The sequence below is a fragment of the Amycolatopsis sp. genome, assembly GCF_025464955.1.
Taxonomy (GTDB): domain Bacteria; phylum Actinomycetota; class Actinomycetes; order Mycobacteriales; family Pseudonocardiaceae; genus Amycolatopsis.
In genome coordinates this window covers 1-17,590 of sequence record NZ_JAODNM010000125.1, presented here as the reverse complement: position 1 = coordinate 17,590, position 17,590 = coordinate 1, and the positions used below count along the sequence as shown (strand labels likewise).

At 68.0% G+C, this 17,590-nt stretch carries 26 protein-coding genes and 1 pseudogene; 12 read left to right on the top strand and 15 right to left on the bottom strand.

Annotation, left to right across the window (positions count from 1 at the left end; all coding sequences use genetic code 11):
- From JWQ81_RS32910 to JWQ81_RS32875, 8 genes are all read right to left on the bottom strand, one after another.
- Positions 1 to 483 (bottom strand): carotenoid biosynthesis protein (locus JWQ81_RS32910; protein WP_297547687.1); only part of this gene is annotated, 483 nt, incomplete at its 3' end.
- Positions 484 to 564: 81 nt separating this feature from the next.
- A complete protein-coding gene (locus JWQ81_RS32905; protein ID WP_297547686.1) occupies positions 565 to 1,272 on the bottom strand; it encodes a helix-turn-helix domain-containing protein in 708 nt (235 codons plus the stop codon).
- A gap of 119 nt (positions 1,273 to 1,391) precedes the next feature.
- Complete coding sequence (locus tag JWQ81_RS32900) at positions 1,392 to 2,147, bottom strand: hypothetical protein (protein ID WP_297547685.1); 756 nt, start codon at positions 2,145 to 2,147, stop codon at positions 1,392 to 1,394.
- A gap of 216 nt (positions 2,148 to 2,363) precedes the next feature.
- Positions 2,364 to 3,026, bottom strand: a complete 663-nt coding sequence (locus JWQ81_RS32895; RefSeq protein ID WP_297547684.1) for a TetR/AcrR family transcriptional regulator — start codon at positions 3,024 to 3,026, stop codon at positions 2,364 to 2,366.
- 36 nt (positions 3,027 to 3,062) lie between these two features.
- Positions 3,063 to 3,518 carry a hypothetical protein gene (locus tag JWQ81_RS32890; protein WP_297547683.1) on the bottom strand — a complete coding sequence of 152 codons (456 nt, stop codon included), beginning with the start codon at positions 3,516 to 3,518 and terminating at the stop codon, positions 3,063 to 3,065.
- Between the two features lie 15 nt (positions 3,519 to 3,533).
- Positions 3,534 to 4,724: an oxygenase MpaB family protein gene (locus JWQ81_RS32885; RefSeq protein WP_297547682.1), complete on the bottom strand. Its 1,191-nt coding sequence runs from the start codon at positions 4,722 to 4,724 to the stop codon at positions 3,534 to 3,536.
- Positions 4,725 to 4,749: 25 nt separating this feature from the next.
- The gene (locus JWQ81_RS32880) at positions 4,750 to 6,498 is read right to left on the bottom strand and encodes a multicopper oxidase family protein (RefSeq protein ID WP_297547681.1); all 1,749 of its coding nucleotides are present in this window, start codon (positions 6,496 to 6,498) and stop codon (positions 4,750 to 4,752) included.
- A gap of 160 nt (positions 6,499 to 6,658) precedes the next feature.
- Entirely contained in the window at positions 6,659 to 7,249 is a 591-nt protein-coding gene (locus JWQ81_RS32875; protein WP_297547680.1) for a TetR/AcrR family transcriptional regulator, read from the bottom strand.
- 88 nt (positions 7,250 to 7,337) lie between these two features.
- Here JWQ81_RS32875 and JWQ81_RS32870 point away from each other — a divergent pair, with 88 nt between their 5' ends.
- The 6 genes from JWQ81_RS32870 (at position 7,338) to JWQ81_RS32845 (ending at position 11,853) form a co-directional block, all read left to right on the top strand.
- On the top strand, positions 7,338 to 7,463 hold the full coding sequence (locus tag JWQ81_RS32870) for a hypothetical protein (protein ID WP_297547679.1): 126 nt from the start codon (positions 7,338 to 7,340) through the stop codon (positions 7,461 to 7,463).
- Positions 7,464 to 7,499: 36 nt separating this feature from the next.
- Positions 7,500 to 8,243: an SDR family oxidoreductase gene (locus JWQ81_RS32865; RefSeq protein WP_297547678.1), complete on the top strand. Its 744-nt coding sequence runs from the start codon at positions 7,500 to 7,502 to the stop codon at positions 8,241 to 8,243.
- A gap of 30 nt (positions 8,244 to 8,273) precedes the next feature.
- On the top strand, positions 8,274 to 8,633 hold the full coding sequence (locus JWQ81_RS32860; protein ID WP_297547677.1) for a hypothetical protein: 360 nt from the start codon (positions 8,274 to 8,276) through the stop codon (positions 8,631 to 8,633).
- Between the two features lie 5 nt (positions 8,634 to 8,638).
- The gene (locus tag JWQ81_RS32855) at positions 8,639 to 9,493 is read left to right on the top strand and encodes a patatin-like phospholipase family protein (RefSeq protein WP_297547676.1); all 855 of its coding nucleotides are present in this window, start codon (positions 8,639 to 8,641) and stop codon (positions 9,491 to 9,493) included.
- Between the two features lie 741 nt (positions 9,494 to 10,234).
- A complete protein-coding gene (locus JWQ81_RS32850; protein ID WP_297547675.1) occupies positions 10,235 to 10,837 on the top strand; it encodes a TetR/AcrR family transcriptional regulator in 603 nt (200 codons plus the stop codon).
- Positions 10,838 to 10,851: 14 nt separating this feature from the next.
- The gene (locus JWQ81_RS32845; RefSeq protein ID WP_297547674.1) at positions 10,852 to 11,853 is read left to right on the top strand and encodes an NADP-dependent oxidoreductase; all 1,002 of its coding nucleotides are present in this window, start codon (positions 10,852 to 10,854) and stop codon (positions 11,851 to 11,853) included.
- Positions 11,854 to 12,163: 310 nt separating this feature from the next.
- On the opposite strand, the gene JWQ81_RS32840 is transcribed toward JWQ81_RS32845, so the two are convergent.
- Positions 12,164 to 12,661, bottom strand: coding sequence for a GNAT family N-acetyltransferase (locus JWQ81_RS32840; RefSeq protein ID WP_297547673.1), 498 nt, complete (start codon positions 12,659 to 12,661; stop codon positions 12,164 to 12,166).
- Between the two features lie 1,064 nt (positions 12,662 to 13,725).
- Between JWQ81_RS32840 and JWQ81_RS32835 the strand changes: the two genes are divergently transcribed.
- From JWQ81_RS32835 to JWQ81_RS32815, 5 genes are read left to right on the top strand one after another with little or no spacing between them, the layout of a single operon-like run.
- Positions 13,726 to 14,049: a metalloregulator ArsR/SmtB family transcription factor gene (locus JWQ81_RS32835; protein ID WP_297547672.1), complete on the top strand. Its 324-nt coding sequence runs from the start codon at positions 13,726 to 13,728 to the stop codon at positions 14,047 to 14,049.
- Positions 14,046 to 14,528: an SRPBCC family protein gene (locus JWQ81_RS32830; RefSeq protein ID WP_297547671.1), complete on the top strand. Its 483-nt coding sequence runs from the start codon at positions 14,046 to 14,048 to the stop codon at positions 14,526 to 14,528. The genes JWQ81_RS32835 and JWQ81_RS32830 overlap by 4 nt, the downstream gene beginning before the upstream one ends.
- A gap of 1 nt (position 14,529) precedes the next feature.
- Positions 14,530 to 14,988 carry an SRPBCC family protein gene (locus JWQ81_RS32825; protein WP_297547670.1) on the top strand — a complete coding sequence of 153 codons (459 nt, stop codon included), beginning with the start codon at positions 14,530 to 14,532 and terminating at the stop codon, positions 14,986 to 14,988.
- A 13-nt stretch (positions 14,989 to 15,001) separates the two neighbouring features.
- On the top strand, positions 15,002 to 15,160 hold the full coding sequence (locus tag JWQ81_RS32820; RefSeq protein ID WP_297547669.1) for a hypothetical protein: 159 nt from the start codon (positions 15,002 to 15,004) through the stop codon (positions 15,158 to 15,160).
- 36 nt (positions 15,161 to 15,196) lie between these two features.
- The gene (locus tag JWQ81_RS32815; RefSeq protein ID WP_297547668.1) at positions 15,197 to 15,532 is read left to right on the top strand and encodes a hypothetical protein; all 336 of its coding nucleotides are present in this window, start codon (positions 15,197 to 15,199) and stop codon (positions 15,530 to 15,532) included.
- A 7-nt stretch (positions 15,533 to 15,539) separates the two neighbouring features.
- On the opposite strand, the gene JWQ81_RS32810 is transcribed toward JWQ81_RS32815, so the two are convergent.
- From JWQ81_RS32810 to JWQ81_RS32795, 4 genes are all read right to left on the bottom strand, one after another.
- Positions 15,540 to 16,076, bottom strand: coding sequence for a DinB family protein (locus JWQ81_RS32810; RefSeq protein ID WP_297547667.1), 537 nt, complete (start codon positions 16,074 to 16,076; stop codon positions 15,540 to 15,542).
- A gap of 66 nt (positions 16,077 to 16,142) precedes the next feature.
- A complete protein-coding gene (locus tag JWQ81_RS32805) occupies positions 16,143 to 16,304 on the bottom strand; it encodes a hypothetical protein (protein WP_297547666.1) in 162 nt (53 codons plus the stop codon).
- 41 nt (positions 16,305 to 16,345) lie between these two features.
- The gene (locus JWQ81_RS32800) at positions 16,346 to 16,540 is read right to left on the bottom strand and encodes a hypothetical protein (protein ID WP_297547665.1); all 195 of its coding nucleotides are present in this window, start codon (positions 16,538 to 16,540) and stop codon (positions 16,346 to 16,348) included.
- Complete coding sequence (locus JWQ81_RS32795; protein ID WP_297547688.1) at positions 16,537 to 16,770, bottom strand: hypothetical protein; 234 nt, start codon at positions 16,768 to 16,770, stop codon at positions 16,537 to 16,539. Before JWQ81_RS32795 ends, JWQ81_RS32800 begins: the two co-directional genes overlap by 4 nt.
- Between JWQ81_RS32795 and JWQ81_RS32790 the strand changes: the two genes are divergently transcribed.
- Positions 16,726 to 16,905 (top strand): hypothetical protein, encoded by a 180-nt coding sequence (locus JWQ81_RS32790; protein ID WP_297547689.1) that lies wholly within the window; start codon positions 16,726 to 16,728, stop codon positions 16,903 to 16,905. The two genes, JWQ81_RS32795 and JWQ81_RS32790, sit on opposite strands and share 45 nt — an antisense overlap.
- 22 nt (positions 16,906 to 16,927) lie before the next feature.
- Here the strand turns inward: JWQ81_RS32790 and JWQ81_RS32785 are convergent.
- Positions 16,928 to 17,035, bottom strand: a pseudogene (locus JWQ81_RS32785) (arsenical-resistance protein); the annotation flags it as partial.
- 97 nt (positions 17,036 to 17,132) lie between these two features.
- The coding region (locus JWQ81_RS32780; RefSeq protein WP_297547664.1) for a carotenoid biosynthesis protein at positions 17,133 to 17,590 on the bottom strand (458 nt) is incomplete at its 5' end.

Sequence of the window (17,590 nt, the reverse complement as noted above, 5' to 3'; positions counted from 1 at the left end):
CCAGATCCAGGTTTGCTTGATGGTCGAGCTGGAGGGGTCGAAGGCCAGGTCCCAGGCGGTCATGGCGAATGCGCCGATGACGGGGGTGCCGATGGTGGTCAGCCAGGTCGAGTTGCGGCGGACGTCGTCGAGCAGGACGGTGGCCACGATCCAGGCGAGGTAGCCGGTGGCCAGGTAGGCCGGGCCGATGAACCACGGCACCTGGAAGATCTTGCCGCCACTGGTGTAGTGGTAGTGCCCGAACGGGAAGCCGGTCCCGATGCTGAGGTTCTCCAGGATGTTGCTGATCACCAGGCCCGCCACGACGAACACGGCGATCGCGGGCCGGCCGTAGCGTCGCGCGCCGTGCCAGAGCACGAACACGACCTGCGCCACGATCACCGGCAACCTGATGCCGGGGACGAACGCCGAGACGAGCAGGCCGAGGAAGATGACGGCGGTGAGCGCCCGCAACGTCCGGCTTGAACGGGGAAGGGCAGGCATGTGACGACTCCGGTTCTCCTGCGGGACTGGGCGTTACGAGGTGCGAAGGAAACCGAGTGGTGGACCGGGACTGTCCTCCCGTTACTCCTCTTTGGCGATCGAGGCGAGCACGAGGTCCCGCTGCTCACGCAGGAGCCGCAGACCTTCGTCGACGGCCGCGCGGAGGTCGGCCGGGCTCGCCTGCTCGGGTCCCAGCAGTGCGGTCACCGCTGCGGCGATGACCTGGTCGGGCGCGGCGACGGTGACGGTGGGCAGGATGTGGGTGTGGTTGGCGGCCGCGGAGAAGCCGGTCATGAGCGATTGCATCGCGTAGGCCTGATCGTCGAGGGCCCAGTCGGTCCTGGCGAGCCCGTACTCGCGCCACACCGGCAGGACCAGGTACATCAGCGCGGCCAGGCCCAGCCTGTCGACCAGCTCCGTAGTGCGGGGGTGCTGGGTCAGCACCCCCAGCAGGTCGGCGTCGCCGACCTGGATGGCACGGACGAACGGGTAGTCGCGGCCCATCCCGACAAGGCTGGGGCACAGCCGGTGCGGGCGGCCGAGGTCCGGGTCGGCGGTCAGCGCGTTGTACATGTCGTCCACGGCGGTCAGGAAGTCCCTGGCGAACAACCCGACCAGCAGGTCCTCCTTGGTGGCCCAGTGCAGATACACGGTTCCCTTGGCGACGTGCGCCCTCTCCGCGATCTCGGCGACGGTCACCCCCTTGACCCCGCGTTTGAGCACCAACTCCTTGGCAGCGGCGAGAATCCGCGCGGCTTTGCCGGAGTCCTGTTCAGCCAGTACGAGCATGCCTTCACTTTAGCCGTAATGACCAGATTCGTCATTTGGTTCATTTGTGACCTGTGTCATGAGGCCTTCACCGAAGGCGGGGTGCCCTGGCAGCACGCCGCCAGGGCACCCCGAGCCGGCTATTCGTAGCCGAGGACCTTGAAGTCCTTGTTGAGGAAGACGTGGTGCGGCCAGTTGATGCTGATGTTGTGGACCTCGTAGTCGCCATCGCTGAGCAGGACGACGCGGTCGACGATGCCGCCGGGGACGACGGCTTGCGAGGCGGCTGTCGCCTTGTCGGCCACTGCGCCACTGACGATCGTGCCGTCTCCTTCGGTGTAGTCCGTCGGGATCTGACCGACCGACTGCGTGGGCGAAGGCACTCCCTGCTGGAACGGGATCACCCCGGCCGCCTGGGCTGCCGCAACTCCGCCATCGCCAAAGGGCTGGACGGTGACCTGCGACGCGGTGATCGTCGAGGTGTTGACGAGCCCCAGGGCGAGGACGCTTTCACCCTTCTGCACGACACTCGCCGGGACCGGGAGTACGCCCACCCGGTATGTCGTGGCGGAATTCTCGTTGACAGTCACCTCCACCCCCGTCGCCGTCGCGAAGGTGAAGCTCGACGCGGACTTGGAGTCGACGATGCCGGTCGCGCCGCCGTCCGCCGGCGCGGCCACCGGTCCGCCGCCGACGGGTGTGGCCGCGGCCGACGTGGACGGCGAGAGATCTGCCGCGGAGGCTGTGCCGGCACCGGCGATTCCGACGATGGCGACCGTTAGTCCGGCGGCCACGATCCACGCGCTCTTCTTACTCGAGTGCCATCGTCGCGCGCGCGTTCGGCGTTCTCCGTCGGCCGTGGTCGTCGGGTGGCCGGCCGGTTCGTAGTCGTTCATGACGGCTTTCCTCTCATTGGCATGGCTGGTTGCCTACCTACCAGGTAGGCAACTATTTCGAGAGTGCTGACCGTTCGTGTGAGCTTCTTGTGGGCGGTCTGTGCTGAAGCTGTACGGCGACCTGCTTGCGTGTTCTGGTCGTTGACCAGCCGCACTCCGGTGACTGACTGGCCTGCCTGGTCGCCGGCGGCGGCTGATCGACCATGCACTCTCGGATCACCGTTCTGGAGCGGTTGCGGGTTTCCGGAGTCCTTCGATGATGAGGTCGGCGACGGCTTCGGCGTGCCGCTCGATCGCGGCGGGCTCGAAGGGCGCGTCGCCGAAGAGCCGCCGGGTCATGCCCTCCTGGCTGAACATCGCCCCGCCGCCGGCGGTGATCAGGTAGTACAGGGTGTTGGCGGGGACTTCGCGGAGTTGGCCCGACTCGATCAGTTCGCCGTACAGCGGGGCGAAGGCAGTCAGCACCGGGAGGACAAACGTCTCGAGGAGGTGGTCGAGCCGATCGCTCTGTTGTCCCGCCTCGCTGTTGATCACCCGCTGGAGGTCCGGGTTGCGCGCCGAGAAGCACACGAACGTGCTGACCATGGTCCGCAGCCGGACCTCGGGATCCGCGGCGGTGTCGTCGGCTTGGGCGAGCTCGGCCACCAGGCCGCCGAAGCCCCAGTCGACCGCGGCGCGCCAGATGCCGTCCTTCGACCCGAATCGTTGGTGCAGCAGGTTATGGCTCACGCCCAGCGTGCGGTTGAGGTCCCGGACCGAGACCCCTTGGTAACCGTGGACTGCGAAGGCGTGGAGCGCCTCGGCGAGCACACGGTCGTCGGACGCCGGTGCGGTTCCATTCTTCGGCCTTCCCCGCCGTCTCGGCTCCGCCTCGGTCATGTCCGCGATCCTACCGACGCGTTCGGCGGGCCCGGTTCACCGCTCAAGGGCCGTTTTGACCGCGCGTAGGTAGCCGTCGTGGGCTGATCCGTCGGCCAGGTTGGTGAACAGGGATTCGTCGACGTCGGCGGCGTCGTCGACGAGGACGGACATGTCCCGGCGGAAGTATGTCCCTTGTGGATGGTCGGTGAAGGTGTACACGATCTGGCAGCGGACCCCGGCTGTCTGCAGGCGGTCGGTCTCGATCACCCAGGTGTGGCCGGCCGCGGCGAGGGTGGCCAGCCACTGCGTCCGGAAGCCCGCCGTGTCGCCGGGCGGGCGGATGAGCTCGACCCAGCGGGCACCGGCCGTCGCGGGCGTCTGCGTCGCGCCTTCGACCGCCGCGGTCACCGGGTGGGTGCCGACCCAGTTGGCCGGGGTGGTGACGAATTCGTAGACCTCGCCGGGGGTCCGCCCGATCACGGTCTCCGCGCCGGTCTGCACGATCCGCATGGCTGTCCTTTCCGGTCAGGCTTCGACGGCGGCTTCCTGCTGGTAGCCCGTGGGCTCGCTCGGGTCGGCGTCGATGGCGCGAGCGTCCGCTATCTGCTTGAGCTGGTCGCGCCGCCAGGCGTCCGGGTTTTGCCGCAGCTTGGTGCGACGGGCTTGGACTACCCGGATGGCCGCGGAGAGCACGCCGTCGGCCGGGCCGGCCGACGGCAGGCCGAGTTCGTCGCACAGCGAGTTCCCATGGAACCGGCGGGTCAGCGCGTACATCGCGTGCAGGCCCATGCGTGGCGGGATGGAGAGCACTTCGTGGAGGACGTCGACGACGGACTCGATGGTGGCCTTCGCGAGGACACCGGACTCCGGGATCAGCGGGCCCGTCACCGTCTCGAGGAGGTCGTCGACCCGCTTCGCCTCGTCGTTGCCGGCGATCCCTTCGATCAGGCGCGGGTCGATGCCCAGGACGTGGCCGACGTACCACCAGTAGCGGTAGAGGGAGTGTTGTTCGCTGCCGTTGAGGTCGAAGCCCATCAGCGCTTCGGCGCGGTAGGAGGTCACGGTGAAGTCCATCCAGGTGCGGGCGAGGTCGACCTGGTTGATCGGCGCGCCGAACGCGGCCTCGTCGTAGCCGCGGGTCCGGGCGAGGCGTCGCATGTGGGCGTGCAGCATCCGGACTTGGAGTGTCTGGACGTAGCCGGGCGCGCCGAGGCGCATGGCGCCGGGCAGCGTGGCGGTGCGGACCCATTTGCCGGTCTCGTCGATCCGTCGGCGGGCGCCGTCGATCAGGCGGCCGGTGGTCGCGAGCACCGTCGCGATCGACGGTGACTGGTAGACTCGGACCAGTGCGCCGGCCGAGAGCGAGATCGCGTGTACCGGGTTGGGCATGCTGTACTGCGGCAGTGGTCCTTGGTCGAGTAGCGCGTCGTCGACGTAGTCGGGTATGGACTCGGCTTGGGTGAGTAGCGCGGCGACGGCTGCTGGTGGGTCGGTGAGCGCCGCGATGCCGTGTTCGATACCGGTCGCGAGGGCGATCCTCACGGTTCGCCCGTGTTCGTGGATTTCTTCGACGACGGCGTCGGCGAGGGGGTCGGCGGTGGTCAGTGCCCAGGCCATCAGTTCGGCGCGGTCCGCGCCGAACTGGGCCGCCACCGTCGACTGCCTGCTGCGCTGTGTGGGCCACGCCCGCGCTTCCGGTGTCTGCTCAGTGCTCATGGGTCGCTCCGTTCTCCAGGTGGGACTAGGCGCTGACCAACCGATAGCGGGCCATCATGCATTGGTCCTCGTGGTCGATGATGTGGCAGTGCCAGACGTAGCCCTGCAGGTCCATACCGGACGGTGCGCGGAACACCGCGTCGGGATCAAAGCCGAGTTCGTCGGCGGTCGGGAAACGGACGACGAAGCGGGTGACCATGTTCTGCGGGCACCGGATCGTGTCCTTGGGGCCTGCCTCCCACACGGCCGGAGCCTGCGGTTGGCCGACCAGGAAACGATCCGCGGACGGTGCCCAGAAGGTGCCCTGCTCCGGGCGTGGGTAGGCGCGCAGGTAGCTCGCGACGTCGAAGGTCTGGCGGTTGAGAATCCGCATGTTCACCAGGTGCAGGTGGATCGGATGGTCCTCCAGCGAGGAGTTGACGACCTCCCACAGTTCGGTGGTGCCCTGTTTGGGCGTCACCATGGGATCCTGGCCGTAACAGAGGTTGTTCAGCCCCATGCTGACCGGCGGCCAGGTCTGCGCGGGGGACTGCGTGAGCGAGACGACCCGGGTCCGCGTGGGCGCCTGTACCGCGGGGAGCGCCGCCGGTTGGCGGGCACCTCCGCGTAGGCGGGCGGGCAGGCTTCCGGTGTCCCCGCTCGCTCCGGTGCCGACGAAGCGCACGAGGTCGCGCAGCACCTCGGCCCCGGTCGCGGCCCGGACGCTGACCGCCTCTTCCTGGTCATTGGTCAGCTCGACGGTCTCACCCGCATCGAGGCCGGAGAAGTCCACCACGAGGTCGATGCGTTCCCCCGGCGTCACGCGCACCGCCGTGGTGCGCACTGCCGTGTCGAGCAGGCCGCCGTCATTGGCGACCACCCAGAACGACATCCGGTTGGTGAAGGACAGGTGGTAGCCGCGGACGTTGGACGCGTTGAGCACCCGGCACCGATAGCGGCCACGGGCCACCCGGAAATACGGCGACACCATGCCGTTCACGGTCATCCGGTCGCCGATCATGCCGCCCTCCCAATGTCCTTGGGGGACGTAGCGGACGGTGCGGAAGTTCAGCGACCCGTCATCGTGGAACCGCCGGTCGGCCAGGATCAACGGGACTTCGAACTCGCCACTGGGCAGGCCGAGTGTGTTGTCCGCGGTGCCGGTGTCGTACTCGTCGCGCAGGAAGTACATCCCGGCAAGGCCGGCGACGACATTCAGCCGGGTGATGCCCATCGCGTGGTCGTGGTACCACAGGTTCGTCGCCTGCTGGCCGTTCTCGTGCCGGTAGGCCATCGAGCTGCCGGGCAGGAAGGTGTCCTCGGGATGCCCGTCCATCTCCGGGCGGGTGACCGCGCCGTGCAGGTGCACCGAGAGTCGCGGTTTCGTCCGGTCCTCTTCGGACGCCCCGTCCAGGCTCGGATCGACGTCCGCGGCGAACAGGTGGGCGCCGAGGGAGTGGTCGAAGGTCAGCGCGATCGGCTGCCCGGTGTGCGCCTCGAGCGTCGGTCCGAGATACTCCTGGCCACCGTAGGACCAGGTGGGAGCGGTCCCGAGGTCACGGTGGAACCGGTGGCTCGACGCGGCGACGGCCAGCGTCCGATCGCCGGTGAGGACTGGAGGCACGGGCATCTCGTCGACGTAAGAGGTCAGCTCCGGCGACGGAAAGGTGAGGCCGCCTTCCGGCGGCGCTGTGGGCAGCGGGGTCCGGGCGTGGTCGGGAGTCTGGACTACCGCGCCCGCGGCCAGGCTGAGTCCGGCGGCCAGGAACCCGCGCCGGGACAGGTGACTCGACATGCTTGCGACCGTAGATTTATAAGTTGTCAGTTGTCAATATTTGGCTCGGGCTGTCACCACTTCGAGGTACGCGGTGGCGATGACCGCTGTGTCCGTCGGACAAGATGCTCGCGCTGACCGTGGCTCTACCGGTTTGCGGCTTCGGCGGCGGGTTCGGGTCTTAAGGCCGGGGCAGAACGGCCAACGCGGTTTCCGCGATCGCGCGTAGCGAGGCTGGACTGCCCCCGCCTTTGCCCAGTGCTTCGATCCCGCGAAGCACCGCCAGCACCAGCCCGCCAAGGCGGGCGGGGTCCTGCTCCGGACTGATGTCGCCGGCCCGCTGCGCCGCCGCGACGCACGACGCGATCAGATCGCCGAGATCGTCGAGCGTCTTACGGGACCGTGCCACGACAGCCGGATCCTGCGAGGACAACTCGGCGGTGCCCTTGGCCAGCAGGCAGCCGCGCAGCCGAGCATCCGCCGCGGTGGCATCCGCCACGGCCAGCACATGTGCGCGCAGCCGCTCGTAGGCCCCCGCATCCGGCCCGTCGAGCGCCCGGCGGACGGCCTCGGTGATGGCGACGCAGTAGTCGTCGAAGACCCGCAGGAACAGGTGGTGCTTGTCACCGAATGCGCCGTAAAGGCTGCCCTTGCCCAGCCCGGTGGCCGCGGCGATGTCGTCGACGCGCGTCGCCGCGTAACCAGTCGACCAGAACAGGTCCCCCGCAGCGCGCAGGACCTCGTCCTCGTCGAAGCTCCGTGGTCTCGCCATCACTCGATCGTAGCTGTTCTTTACTGGTTCGTCCAGAATGTGCTAGGTTCTGGACGAACCAGTAAAGAACAGCGTCACCAGAGCGATCATGACCGGCACACTGCGGGACAAGACAGTCGTCGTCACCGACGTCCTCGGTACCGGGCATTGGCGGCTCGGCGAAGCCCCGCAGCGAGTCCTCGCCGAGATCAACACCTTCTACCCGCAACACTGACTCCAATGTCCCGAAAGGATGGGCGCCATGGGCCCCATGAACGGAAAAACAGCCCTGGTCACCGGTGCCTCCAGCGGCATCGGACGGGCGATCGCCCAGCGCTTCGCCGACGACGGCGCCCGCGTCTACCTGACCGGCCGGCGCACGGACGAACTCGAAGCCGCGGCCAAGGACATGGGCCCTGACGCGGTCGCAGTGCCGTGCGATGTCTCGCAGGCCGCCGACCTCGACCGCGTCATGGAGGTCATCCGCGGCGATGGGCGGCAGTTGGACGTTGTCGTGGCCAACGCAGGACTAGGTGATGGAGCCCGCCTGCAGGACGTCACCGAAGAGCAGTTCGACTACGTCTTCGGCGTGAACACCAAAGGCAGCCTGCTGACCGTGCAGAAGTCGCTGCCCCTGCTCGCCGACCCCGCGTCGGTGATCCTGCTGGCGTCCTCCACCATCCACCAAGGCACCGACAGAATGGGCGTCTACGCCGCGTCCAAAGCAGCCGTGCGCAGTCTGGGCCGGACGTGGGCCGCGGAGCTGGCCCCGCGCGGCGTGCGCGTCAACGTCATCACGCCCGGCCCTATCGCCACACCCGCGATCGACCGCGTGGCCGCTCGGCTCGGCCAGAGCGCCGAAGACTTCCACACAGTGCTGTCCTCGCAACTACCACTGCAACGCATGGGCCGTCCGGAGGAGGTCGCGGCGCTGGCCGCTTTCCTCGCCGGGCCGGAAAGTTCGTTCATCACCGGCGCCGAGCACTTCGTCGACGGCGGACAGGTCCAGGTCTGACCACCGTGAAACTACGAAAGGAAAAGTGGCGTGAGTAGCAATATCAAAGCGATGATCGCCAACGTCGAAGTCGAAAGCCTTGATGCTGCCATTCCCCTCTATCGCGAACTGGCCGGGGACATCGAAGTCAGGCGATTCCCCTACCGCGATCTGAACTTGGCATTGGTAGGGCCATTTCTGCTGTACTCCGGCCCGCTGGAAAAGTACGTGTCCCAGACGGCGACCGTCATCGTCGACTCTCTGGACCCCGTGCTCGAGGCCCTGAGCAAGGCAGGCGCCGAGGTACTGGAAGCACCGACCGAAGTACCCAACGGCACGAGGATCGTGGCTCGCCACCCTGACGGCTCCGTCTTCGAGTACCTGCAGCCACAATCGAAAGGGAGAGGCTGAACACGATGAATACAACACGGGCACTGGTCCTCGGCGGCGGAGGAGTCGTCGGCACCGCTTGGATGACCGGACTTGTCAGCGGGCTGCGCCAGGAAGGAGTGGACCTGGCCGAGGCCGACGTGATCGTCGGTACCTCGGCGGGCTCGATCGTCGGCACGAAGCTCGCCACGGGCCAAGATCTTGATTCGTACACCCCTGCGCACTCCGCCGATCAAGGCGGCTCCGCGCCCAAGGCGGACCCCCGCCGCATGACCGAGGCGTTCGCCATCCTCGCCGACGCCAGCCTGGAACGCGCGGACGCCCGGCGCCGGGTCGGCCGGCTCGCGCTCGCCGCCGAGACCACCACCGAACAGGCGCACATCGCCGGGATAAGCACGCTGATCACCGCACGCGAATGGCCCGACCGCCAACTATTCATCACGGCGGTTGACGTCGAGACCGGCGAACTGAAGGTCTGGGACCGCGCCGGCGACGCACCACTGCCGACAGCGATAGCGTCCAGCTGCGCCTTGCCGGGCGTCTCCCCGCCGATCACCGTAAACGGGCGACGGTACATGGACGGCGGCATCGTGTCCGGGACCAACGCCGACGTCGCCACCGGTGCCGACGTGCTGGTCCTCGTCGAACCGCTGGCGCACCTGTTCCCCCGCGAGCCACTCGAACGGGAACTCGCCAAGACAGGCGCAGGCACGGTGGTAACGATCAACCCCGACCAAGGGGCGCAGCAGGCCTTCGGCCCCGACCTGGGCAACTGGGCGGCCTGGCAGCCGGCCCGCCAGGCCGGACTCAGGCAAGCCGCCACCGCCGCCGAGCGAATCCGCGCCGCTTGGTCCATAAAGGACCGTGTAAATCCACTGTAGTCGCTGATATTCCTGGATCAGTCAACCGCCGTGACCCAGGACAAGGGTTCGGATCACGGCGGTCGCTGTACCCAGATGCTGTTGACCGCACACCGTCGTTAACCAGGGCCTGCGGCGCCAAATAGGGCGGTGGCTTTCCGGCCGGTCCATGCGTGCGCTTTGCGCGGGCCTCGGTAACGATATGCGGGGCTCTGCCTTGCGACCGGCGGGGTTATGCCAGTGGCGAGGTCCGTGACCCGATCTTGTCCGTGGTCTCTATCGGTACCCGGGTGCCGTTGAGGAACAGACTGAGCATGCTGAACCAGCCGATCATCGCGATGTACTTGCGCGTCCCGACAGCGCCGTAGGCGTCCAGAAGGGACTGCAGCGTGGGGTCGGTGAGCGTTCCGGCCGTGAAGAGCGGGCGGTCAGCTCGGTGACCAGTGCCCGGTCGGGGTGGGTGGAGGGGTGGGGTCGGTGAGGACGACGACGTGTTCCCCCATGATCGGGTTGTCGAACACTTGGCCTCGTCCGGAGGGGCTGGGGTGCGGCAAGCTCATGGCAATTCTCGTGTCGGGTGTGTGTGGTGCGTGGCTTAGGCGGCGATCGCCTCAGGGTCAGCGCGGCTCCCGAGATGTGTCCTTCGGTCGAGCCATAGCCGCGTGCGAGGCCATGCGTCCCTTCGACAAGGAGTCGATGTGCACACTGCTCACATCGCGGCTACGATGGCAAGGTAAGCAGTGCACACCTCAGAGGAGTGTCATGGGGAAGGCGAGCGGCCCCTACCACCACGGCGACGCGCGTGCTGCCTGTCTGCGTGCGGCGCGCGAGCTGCTTGAAGAGGACGGCGCCGGGCTTTCGGTGCGGGCTGTGGCCCGGCGGGCCGGCGTGTCGGCCACCGCTCCGTATCGGCATTTCCCGGACCGGGAGGCGTTGGTCTCCGCAGTCGCCGCGCTGGGGTACCGCGAGCTCGCGGAGCGCCTCGCCGCGGCGCATCCCGCGCCCGCGGCGCCTGAAGATCTCGCGGACGTCGCCGTGGCCTATGTGCAGTTCGCGCTCGCGCACCCGGCCATGTTCCGGGCCATGTTCTCGGAGCCCTGCGACCCGGGCAACGCCGAAAGGGCGGCCGCGACCGCCGCCATCTCCGCCTACCTCGACGGCCTCGTCCGGCGAGCCTTTCCCGACCAGGGCATCGAAGTGGGCCCGGGTGCTGACTTCGAGGCTCTGTCCACCGCCGTCTGGGCCCTGGTGCACGGCCTCGCGTTCCTGCACCTCGACGGCAAGCTCGACGCTTCCGCGCCGGAAGTCGTCGCCGACCGGGTCCGTGCCGCCGTCCACGCGAGTCTCGGCCGAACAAAGCACTGAAAGCAGGTGATCTCATGCAGGCATACGTGATGACCCGGTACGGGGACGCGCGCGCCATGGAACTGCGGGACGTCCCAGAACCGGTTGCCGGCGAGGGCGAGGTACTCGTCCGGGTGCGGGCCGCGGGACTGAACCCGATCGACTACAAGGTCCGCCAAGGCGCGATGCGGATGGTGCAGCGCCTCGACCTGCCCCGGGTGGCGGGCAGTGAGCTGGCCGGCGAGGTCGAGGCGGTCGGCGCCGGTGTCACCCGTTTCGCGGTCGGAGACCGCGTGTTCGCCAGGGTGGACAAGAAGAAGCTGGGCGCCTACGCCACCTACGCCGTCGTCGACGAAACGATAGTGGGGAGAATGCCGCAGTCGCTGGACTTCGCCGATGCGGCCGGGCTGCCGCTGGCCGGGCTGACCGCCCTGCAGGCGCTGCGCGACGACCTGGCCCTCACCAAGGGCGAGCGGGTGTTCATCTCCGGCGGAGCCGGGGGCGTCGGCACCCTCGCTGTCCAACTGGCCGTCTGGATGGGCGCGGAGGTGGCCACTACCGCGTCACCCCGCGGCGAGGAACTGGTGCGGTCCCTCGGCGCCACGACGGTTATCAACTACCGGGAGCAGAAGTTCAAGGACGTCCTGAGCGACTACGACGCCGCGTTCGACCTGACCGGCGGGCAGGACCTGCGGGACAGCTTCGCCATCCTCAAGCGAGGAGCCACCACGGTCTCCATCGCGGGACTCCCCGAGCCGGCCAACGCTCGCGCGGACTTCGGCGCGGGCCCGCTGGTGGCTGCCGCACTGCGGGTGGCCGGCGCCGGGATCCGACGGCAGGCCCGGCGCCACGGCGTCGGCTACCGGTTCCGGTTCATGCACCCCAGCGGAGAGGACCTCGACCTGCTGGCCGAACTGGTCGACAAGGGCACGCTCAAAACGGTGACCGACCGGGTCTTTCCCTTCGAGCGGATCGCCGAGGCCTTCGCCTACCTGGAACAGGGCCACGCCAAGGGCAAGGTCGTCGTCCAGATGTGAGCCCCATGCCCCGGCTTGGGCCGGGATGCCGTCCGAGGTCGGCGATACAGCTCGAACACGCCTCAGCGCATAGGACAGATCATCGGAGGACCCGCGAGCCACCAACCAATCCCTCAGCATCACGAGCACATCCGCACATCCGCACATCCGCACATCCGCACATCCGCACATCCGCACATCAGCATGAGCGGGCGGCAAAAGAGTGCACTTCGCGGAATGACAATGCGTTGGACCGGCAGGCCGTCCGACAAGTCGCGCAGCCGGTGCTGGCCAGTCCCACTACGACGTGGTCGGCTCGCGCCGCCCACCCTCAACAGGCTCGCTCGTATTCGACCTGGTTGAGGGGGTTGCCGTCACCGAAGTCATGGGTGCCTACGGCGCCGGATTCGGTGAAACCGGATTTGAGGTAGAAACGCCGGGACTGCGGGGTATCGCGCAACGTCCACAGGTGCGCGTGGGTGTACCCGTCGTCGCGCAGGTGGCGCAGCGTCTGGGTCATCAATGTGGCGGCTATGCCGCTGCCCCATCCATCAGGGTGACCGTAGAAACTGTAAATCTCCGCAAAGCCCGGCCGGGCGGCAGACGGCAGTGAGTTCGACAGGGCCAGGGGCCTGCCATCGAGCGCCGCGAGCAGGATCATGCTGGTCCCCTCAGTGATCCTCTGGCGCCATCGTGTACGCCGGTCCTGGATGGCGCGTGTTGCGAACTGCGGGTCGAAGAAACGGGCGTAGGCGGCTTCCCAGGATGCGGAGTGGATCTCACCAATCGCGTCCGCGTCGTCTGGGCCAGCATGACGAACCTCGATCATTCGCTCAGGCTAACCCGGCAGTACGAAACTCCAGCCTTGTCGGCCCGCAGGTAGACGAACGGGCTCAATTCGGCAGAAGAGGACGTTCGCGGCAGGAGGAGACTGACGCGCAGGCACCGTTGCCGAGAACGGGTTCTTACAGCGATGCCGAGCCGCAACGACCGCGGCAACTGACGGATCCCCGTGCCACGCGCCGCGCCGTTCAACGCGCCGTGCTGGCGGTCGAGGTACGGTCAATCTCGCGGCATGACTGGCACGGCCGCGCCGGCCGACGAACCTGCTGCGATCACTGACCGTGCGACTGGCCGCCAGCGGGGAGCCGAACTGGCCGTCCAAGGGGAAACCCGACTGGCCGCTGACACCACCAGCCGGTTCTCTCTTGGTGGGCGGTAGGACGTTGCCGGGCAGCCCGGTCACACTCCCGGCACAGGTTTGCACCGTCGACGCAGTGCGCGCTCGCTACTGGCGGTGTGGTGGAAGTCGAATTCGCTGACTGGGCTGGGAATAGCGTCGGGTGTCGCACCCGTTTTCTGTCGGGGGCGACACCCGAACCGCAGAGGTGATCGGGTTACCAAGCGTGCACAGTGCGCCTTGCCAATCGGCCTCGGCGTCGGCACCCGCGGATCGGGTGCGGAGGCAGGCCCTCGGCGCACAGCCTTATCGCGGCGTACTCCGCGTGGGTGCCCGGTGCTGCTCCTGCTGGAACTCCGGCCGGGAGCCTGGACCTTCTCTCCTGGTCCAGACTTGGCCTGTCGACGCTCCTAGCATCAGGTCTACTCCGGGACACGACGCGGCACAAGGAAAGTCGACCATCAGATGCCGCACCGCAGAGCGGCGACCAAGCGCACCGTCGCCGCCGAGGTCGCCGCAAACGGCACGATGGCACGCGCCGCCCTGGACATGTGAGCCCTTACTCATCGGCCGAGTGGTTGCCCACTGACGAATCAACGCAGAAGTCGATCCTGCGAGCCCGCGGCGCTGTTCGGGTTCACGGTCGAGCCCGCTGTGCCGCGGGGCACGCAGGGGCTTGACCGCTCATCTCTATTAGTGAACACTAACCGTTAGTGGATACTAACCAAGCAGGAGACGGCTGGAGCGCGCTGGCGGACGGCACACGGCGTGCCATCGTCAGCCGCCTCGCCGAGGCGCCGCAGGCGGTGGGACAACTCGCCGCGCAATTGCCGGTCACCAGATCCGCGGTCTCCCAACATCTGAAGGTCCTCAAGAACGCCGGCCTGGTCAGTGAGCACGCGGCCGGCACGCGGCGGATCTACCGGCTCAACCCGACGGCGGTGGCCGCGTTGCGTGATCAGCTCGACACCTTCTGGCAGCGGGCGCTGGCCGGCTATGTGGACGTTGCCGAAGAAGCGACGGAGGAGAGTTCATGACCGAAACCGAGGCCACGGTGGTCCGCAAGCAGGTCGTGGTCGACGCGGCGATCACGCAGGCCTTCGCGACGTTCACCGAACGGTTCGGCGACTTCAAGCCACCGGAGCACAACCTGCTCCGAGCACCGATCGCCGAGACGGTGTTCGAGCCGCGCGTCGGTGGTCACATCTACGACCGCGCGGCTGACGGCAGTGAGTGCCGCTGGGCACGCATCCTGGCCTACGAACCGCCGCACCGCGTGGTGTTCAGCTGGGACATCGGCCCGCAGTGGCAAGTCGAGACCGACCCGGAACTGACCAGCGAGGTCGAGGTCCGCTTCGTCCCCGAGGGCCCGAACCGCACTCGCCTCGAACTCGAACACCGTCACCTCGATCGGCACGGTCCCGGCTGGCAGTCGGTCGGCGAGAGCGTCGACGGCGACCAGGGCTGGCCGGTGTACCTGGCTCGCTACGCTGACCTGTTCGAGCAGGCGAGTTGACATGTCGCCGATCATCGCCACGGTGGACGTTGACCGGCCTGCCGCCGAGGTTTTCGCCTACGCCACGGACCCGACCCGGTTTTCCCAATGGCAAGCAGGTGTCGTCGGCGGTCGTATGGACCAGGAGGGCGCGCCGCAGGTGGGCACCAAGTGTGTGACCACCCGGCGCATCGGCGGGGCGGAACGGCCGGTGACCGCTGAGGTCACTCACGTCGATCCGCCGAGGACGTGGGGGGTGCGCGGTATCGACGGGCCCATTCGCGCCACGGTCGATCTCACGGTTGCATCGTTGGCCGAGCGCAGGTCCCGGTTGACCATCGCGGTCGATTTCGAGGGGCACGGCATCGGCAAGGTGCTGGTCCCGTTGATCGTGCGCCGTCAAGCGCAGAAGGAGATGCCGACCAATGTCGCGAACCTGAAGCGCCGCCTCGAATCCCAATCGCAGCAACCTCCGGCGTAGGACGGACTTACGCATGGCCGGAGGCTGTGCTGTCCGGCAGCGGCACAGCCTCGGCCTGCTCGCCGACACGGTGCTGGCCTGGTGGTGGCTCGACCCGGTCGTCGGGCTGGGGATCGCCGCGCTCGCGGTGCGCGAAGGCATCGACGCCTGGTGCGGGGACGACTGCTGCTGACCACACGCCGAAAGCGAGACAGAAAGGCCACCCGCGATGGAGGTTCGGCTACTCGTCGTCCCGGACTGCCCGAACGAGACACCGGCCGCGAACCTGGCGCGACACGCCCTGGATGAACTCGGGCTCACCACAACGCCAGTGGTCACGGTCGTGGTCACCAGCCAGGAGCAGGCCGAGGAGCTCGGCTTCGCCGGCTCCCCGACGATCACGATCGACGGCGTGGACCCCTTCGCCCAACCCGGCCAGATACCGGCGTTGGCGTGCCGCGTCTACCGGACCGACACCGGAATCACCGGAACACCCGACCCCGCGCTGCTGCGGCACGCACTTCGCCGAGCCCGCCCCGACATGCCCGCGGACGGCCCGGCCTGACGCCCGGCTAGGTGTCGTCCGGTTCGCTCGCGGCGCTCAGGGTGAGTTGGCGGCGGTGGAAGTCGAAATGCTGGGTGGGGAAGCGGTAGATGTCGGCGAGGGTCATGAATTCCCCGAAGAACGGGTCCCATCGGTCGGGGTAATGCATACCCCGTGCGAGGTCGGTGTCGGTCTCGGTGTCCAACCGGCGATGCAGCATCGCGACCGCGCGACCGAACATCACTATCATTCGACGCTCGCCCAGGATCTTTCCGCCGAGGCATGATCCGGCGTAGTTCACGGTGTCGAACGGGCGGGTCGCGGCGTTGAGCAGGCGGGCGTAGGCGCGGCTGGCGCCTGACGGGAGGCGCCCGAACAGCCGGACCACCCTGAGCAGGGCCTGCATGATCAGGTAGCCGAGCAGCATGTGGAACAGCAGTTGCTGGTTGGTCCAGCGGGTGCCGTTCGACGCCCGGCGCAGGTCCGCCTCACCCGCCCCGTCGAGGAGCAGGCGAAAAGTCGCGTACGCGCGGTCCAGGTCGTCATGAACGGCTTGCTTGTCCACGAACCCAGTCTCCGCTCCGGACCGCGCTGCGAGCAAGACCTCCGGTTGCTGTGCGATCGGCGCGCGTCAGCGCTCGCCTGCGGCGGGGCGGCAACCCTGGTCGTGTAGCCAGTCACGCAGAAGTGCGCGGCGCGTGTCCGGCTCGGCGGCGATGTCGATCGCTGCGTGCTGGGCGTAGTCGGGGATCCCGTTGATGTCTGCGCCCCGGGACAGGAGGTGCTCGGCCATGCGGCGCTGGCCTCCATGGCAGGCTTGCCAGAACGCCGCGGTCACCTCGTCAGGTCCAGGCGCGGGGCTCGCCGCGAGTAGTTCGTCGACGCGTCCTGCCATGCCCAGCGCCGCGGCCTGCCCTCGTCAGGGCCGGCCGCGAGGCCGGTTCCCTGCCCGGCGGTCACGCGCCGCGCTGCGGCGGCATAACGCTGCCGCACCTGCTCGATCTGCTCGGCGGGGTCGACTTCGGTCATGACGCCACCTCGCTCACCGAGCCTGCGCAGTCGGCGGCGACCGCGTCGAACGCCGTCACGGGGCGGCCCATGACGACGTCGGCGGCGGACGGGAAGCAGCTGATGCAGCGCTGGTTGACCCGGTAGAGCCGGGCGGTCCCGCGCCGTTCGGGCAGCACGAAGCGCGCCTGGGTGAGGATTTTGAGGTGGGCCGAGACGGTCGACTGCCCGACGGTGACCTGTTCGACGATCTCGCCGACTCGGTCGGATGGTGGGCCATGGTCGACGTCGAGTCGTGCTCGGCGGGGATGTCGCGGTCGATGTGGTCGGCGTGGAACAACGCCTGCGACAGCAGGCTCTTCACACGGTCGTTCGCCGCGGAGTAGTAGATGAACGTGCCTTCCGTCGGCCCGTGAGCACAGAGAGGTAGAACCAGCCCAGCACACCGAACATCACCACCTGGAACACCGAGTTCAGCGCCACCAGGACGGCGGCTTCACGATCGCCGCAGGCGAGACTTCCGTCTCGAGCTACCGCATGGTCGGAACGGCAAGCGCCGACGGCTTCGCCGTGGTGGCTTCTCCTCCAGAGGCGCCGCGCGCCAGGCCCGCGACTATCTCCACAACCCCGCCGCGGCCGATCCGTCGTGGCGCCGCTGGGCGATGCGCAGCAGGGCCAGGAGAGCGATGAACAGCATTCCGTAAACCGTGAGTAGCGCTGATGTTTCGTAGATGTCGGCGGTGTGCCAGGTCTTGCCGGCGGCGTCGGTGACGGTGGTGTTCTCGCCGGTGAAGAACTTGGTGAAGAACGAGATCGTCGTCGCCGCGTAAGGCAGTACCGCCTGTAAGTCACTGCCTGTGGTGTCGTCCGGTTCGGAGGCCGAAAGGGGGCCACCACGATGCAGGAAGAGGGCGAAGACCTGCATGAACAAGTAGACGGTGAAGGTCCAGCCGAGGTAGTTGACCAGGGGAACGCCGAAGAACCCGCCGGCGTGTTCCCAGATCCAGGTTTGCTTGATGGTCGAGCTGGAGGGGTCGAAGGCCAGGTCCCAGGCGGTCATGGCGAATGCGC

Bases quoted from the DNA above. Each gene is read 5' to 3' on its own strand.
- JWQ81_RS32825 (WP_297547670.1), top strand. From the start codon at position 14,530: ATGTCGCCGATCATCGCCACGGTGGACGTTGACCGGCCTGCCGCCGAG.
- JWQ81_RS32805 (WP_297547666.1), bottom strand. From the start codon at position 16,304: ATGGCCGAGCACCTCCTGTCCCGGGGCGCAGACATCAACGGGATCCCC.
- JWQ81_RS32890 (WP_297547683.1), bottom strand. From the start codon at position 3,518: ATGCGGATCGTGCAGACCGGCGCGGAGACCGTGATCGGGCGGACCCCC.
- JWQ81_RS32850 (WP_297547675.1), top strand. From the start codon at position 10,235: ATGGGGAAGGCGAGCGGCCCCTACCACCACGGCGACGCGCGTGCTGCC.
- JWQ81_RS32855 (WP_297547676.1), top strand. From the start codon at position 8,639: ATGAATACAACACGGGCACTGGTCCTCGGCGGCGGAGGAGTCGTCGGC.
- JWQ81_RS32800 (WP_297547665.1), bottom strand. From the start codon at position 16,540: ATGACCGAAGTCGACCCCGCCGAGCAGATCGAGCAGGTGCGGCAGCGT.
- JWQ81_RS32865 (WP_297547678.1), top strand. From the start codon at position 7,500: ATGAACGGAAAAACAGCCCTGGTCACCGGTGCCTCCAGCGGCATCGGA.
- JWQ81_RS32905 (WP_297547686.1), bottom strand. From the start codon at position 1,272: ATGCTCGTACTGGCTGAACAGGACTCCGGCAAAGCCGCGCGGATTCTC.
- JWQ81_RS32875 (WP_297547680.1), bottom strand. From the start codon at position 7,249: ATGGCGAGACCACGGAGCTTCGACGAGGACGAGGTCCTGCGCGCTGCG.
- JWQ81_RS32845 (WP_297547674.1), top strand. From the start codon at position 10,852: ATGCAGGCATACGTGATGACCCGGTACGGGGACGCGCGCGCCATGGAA.
- JWQ81_RS32900 (WP_297547685.1), bottom strand. From the start codon at position 2,147: ATGAACGACTACGAACCGGCCGGCCACCCGACGACCACGGCCGACGGA.
- JWQ81_RS32885 (WP_297547682.1), bottom strand. From the start codon at position 4,724: ATGAGCACTGAGCAGACACCGGAAGCGCGGGCGTGGCCCACACAGCGC.
- JWQ81_RS32830 (WP_297547671.1), top strand. From the start codon at position 14,046: ATGACCGAAACCGAGGCCACGGTGGTCCGCAAGCAGGTCGTGGTCGAC.
- JWQ81_RS32820 (WP_297547669.1), top strand. From the start codon at position 15,002: ATGGCCGGAGGCTGTGCTGTCCGGCAGCGGCACAGCCTCGGCCTGCTC.
- JWQ81_RS32840 (WP_297547673.1), bottom strand. From the start codon at position 12,661: ATGATCGAGGTTCGTCATGCTGGCCCAGACGACGCGGACGCGATTGGT.
- JWQ81_RS32815 (WP_297547668.1), top strand. From the start codon at position 15,197: ATGGAGGTTCGGCTACTCGTCGTCCCGGACTGCCCGAACGAGACACCG.
- JWQ81_RS32895 (WP_297547684.1), bottom strand. From the start codon at position 3,026: ATGACCGAGGCGGAGCCGAGACGGCGGGGAAGGCCGAAGAATGGAACC.
- JWQ81_RS32870 (WP_297547679.1), top strand. From the start codon at position 7,338: ATGACCGGCACACTGCGGGACAAGACAGTCGTCGTCACCGACGTCCTC.
- JWQ81_RS32880 (WP_297547681.1), bottom strand. From the start codon at position 6,498: ATGTCGAGTCACCTGTCCCGGCGCGGGTTCCTGGCCGCCGGACTCAGC.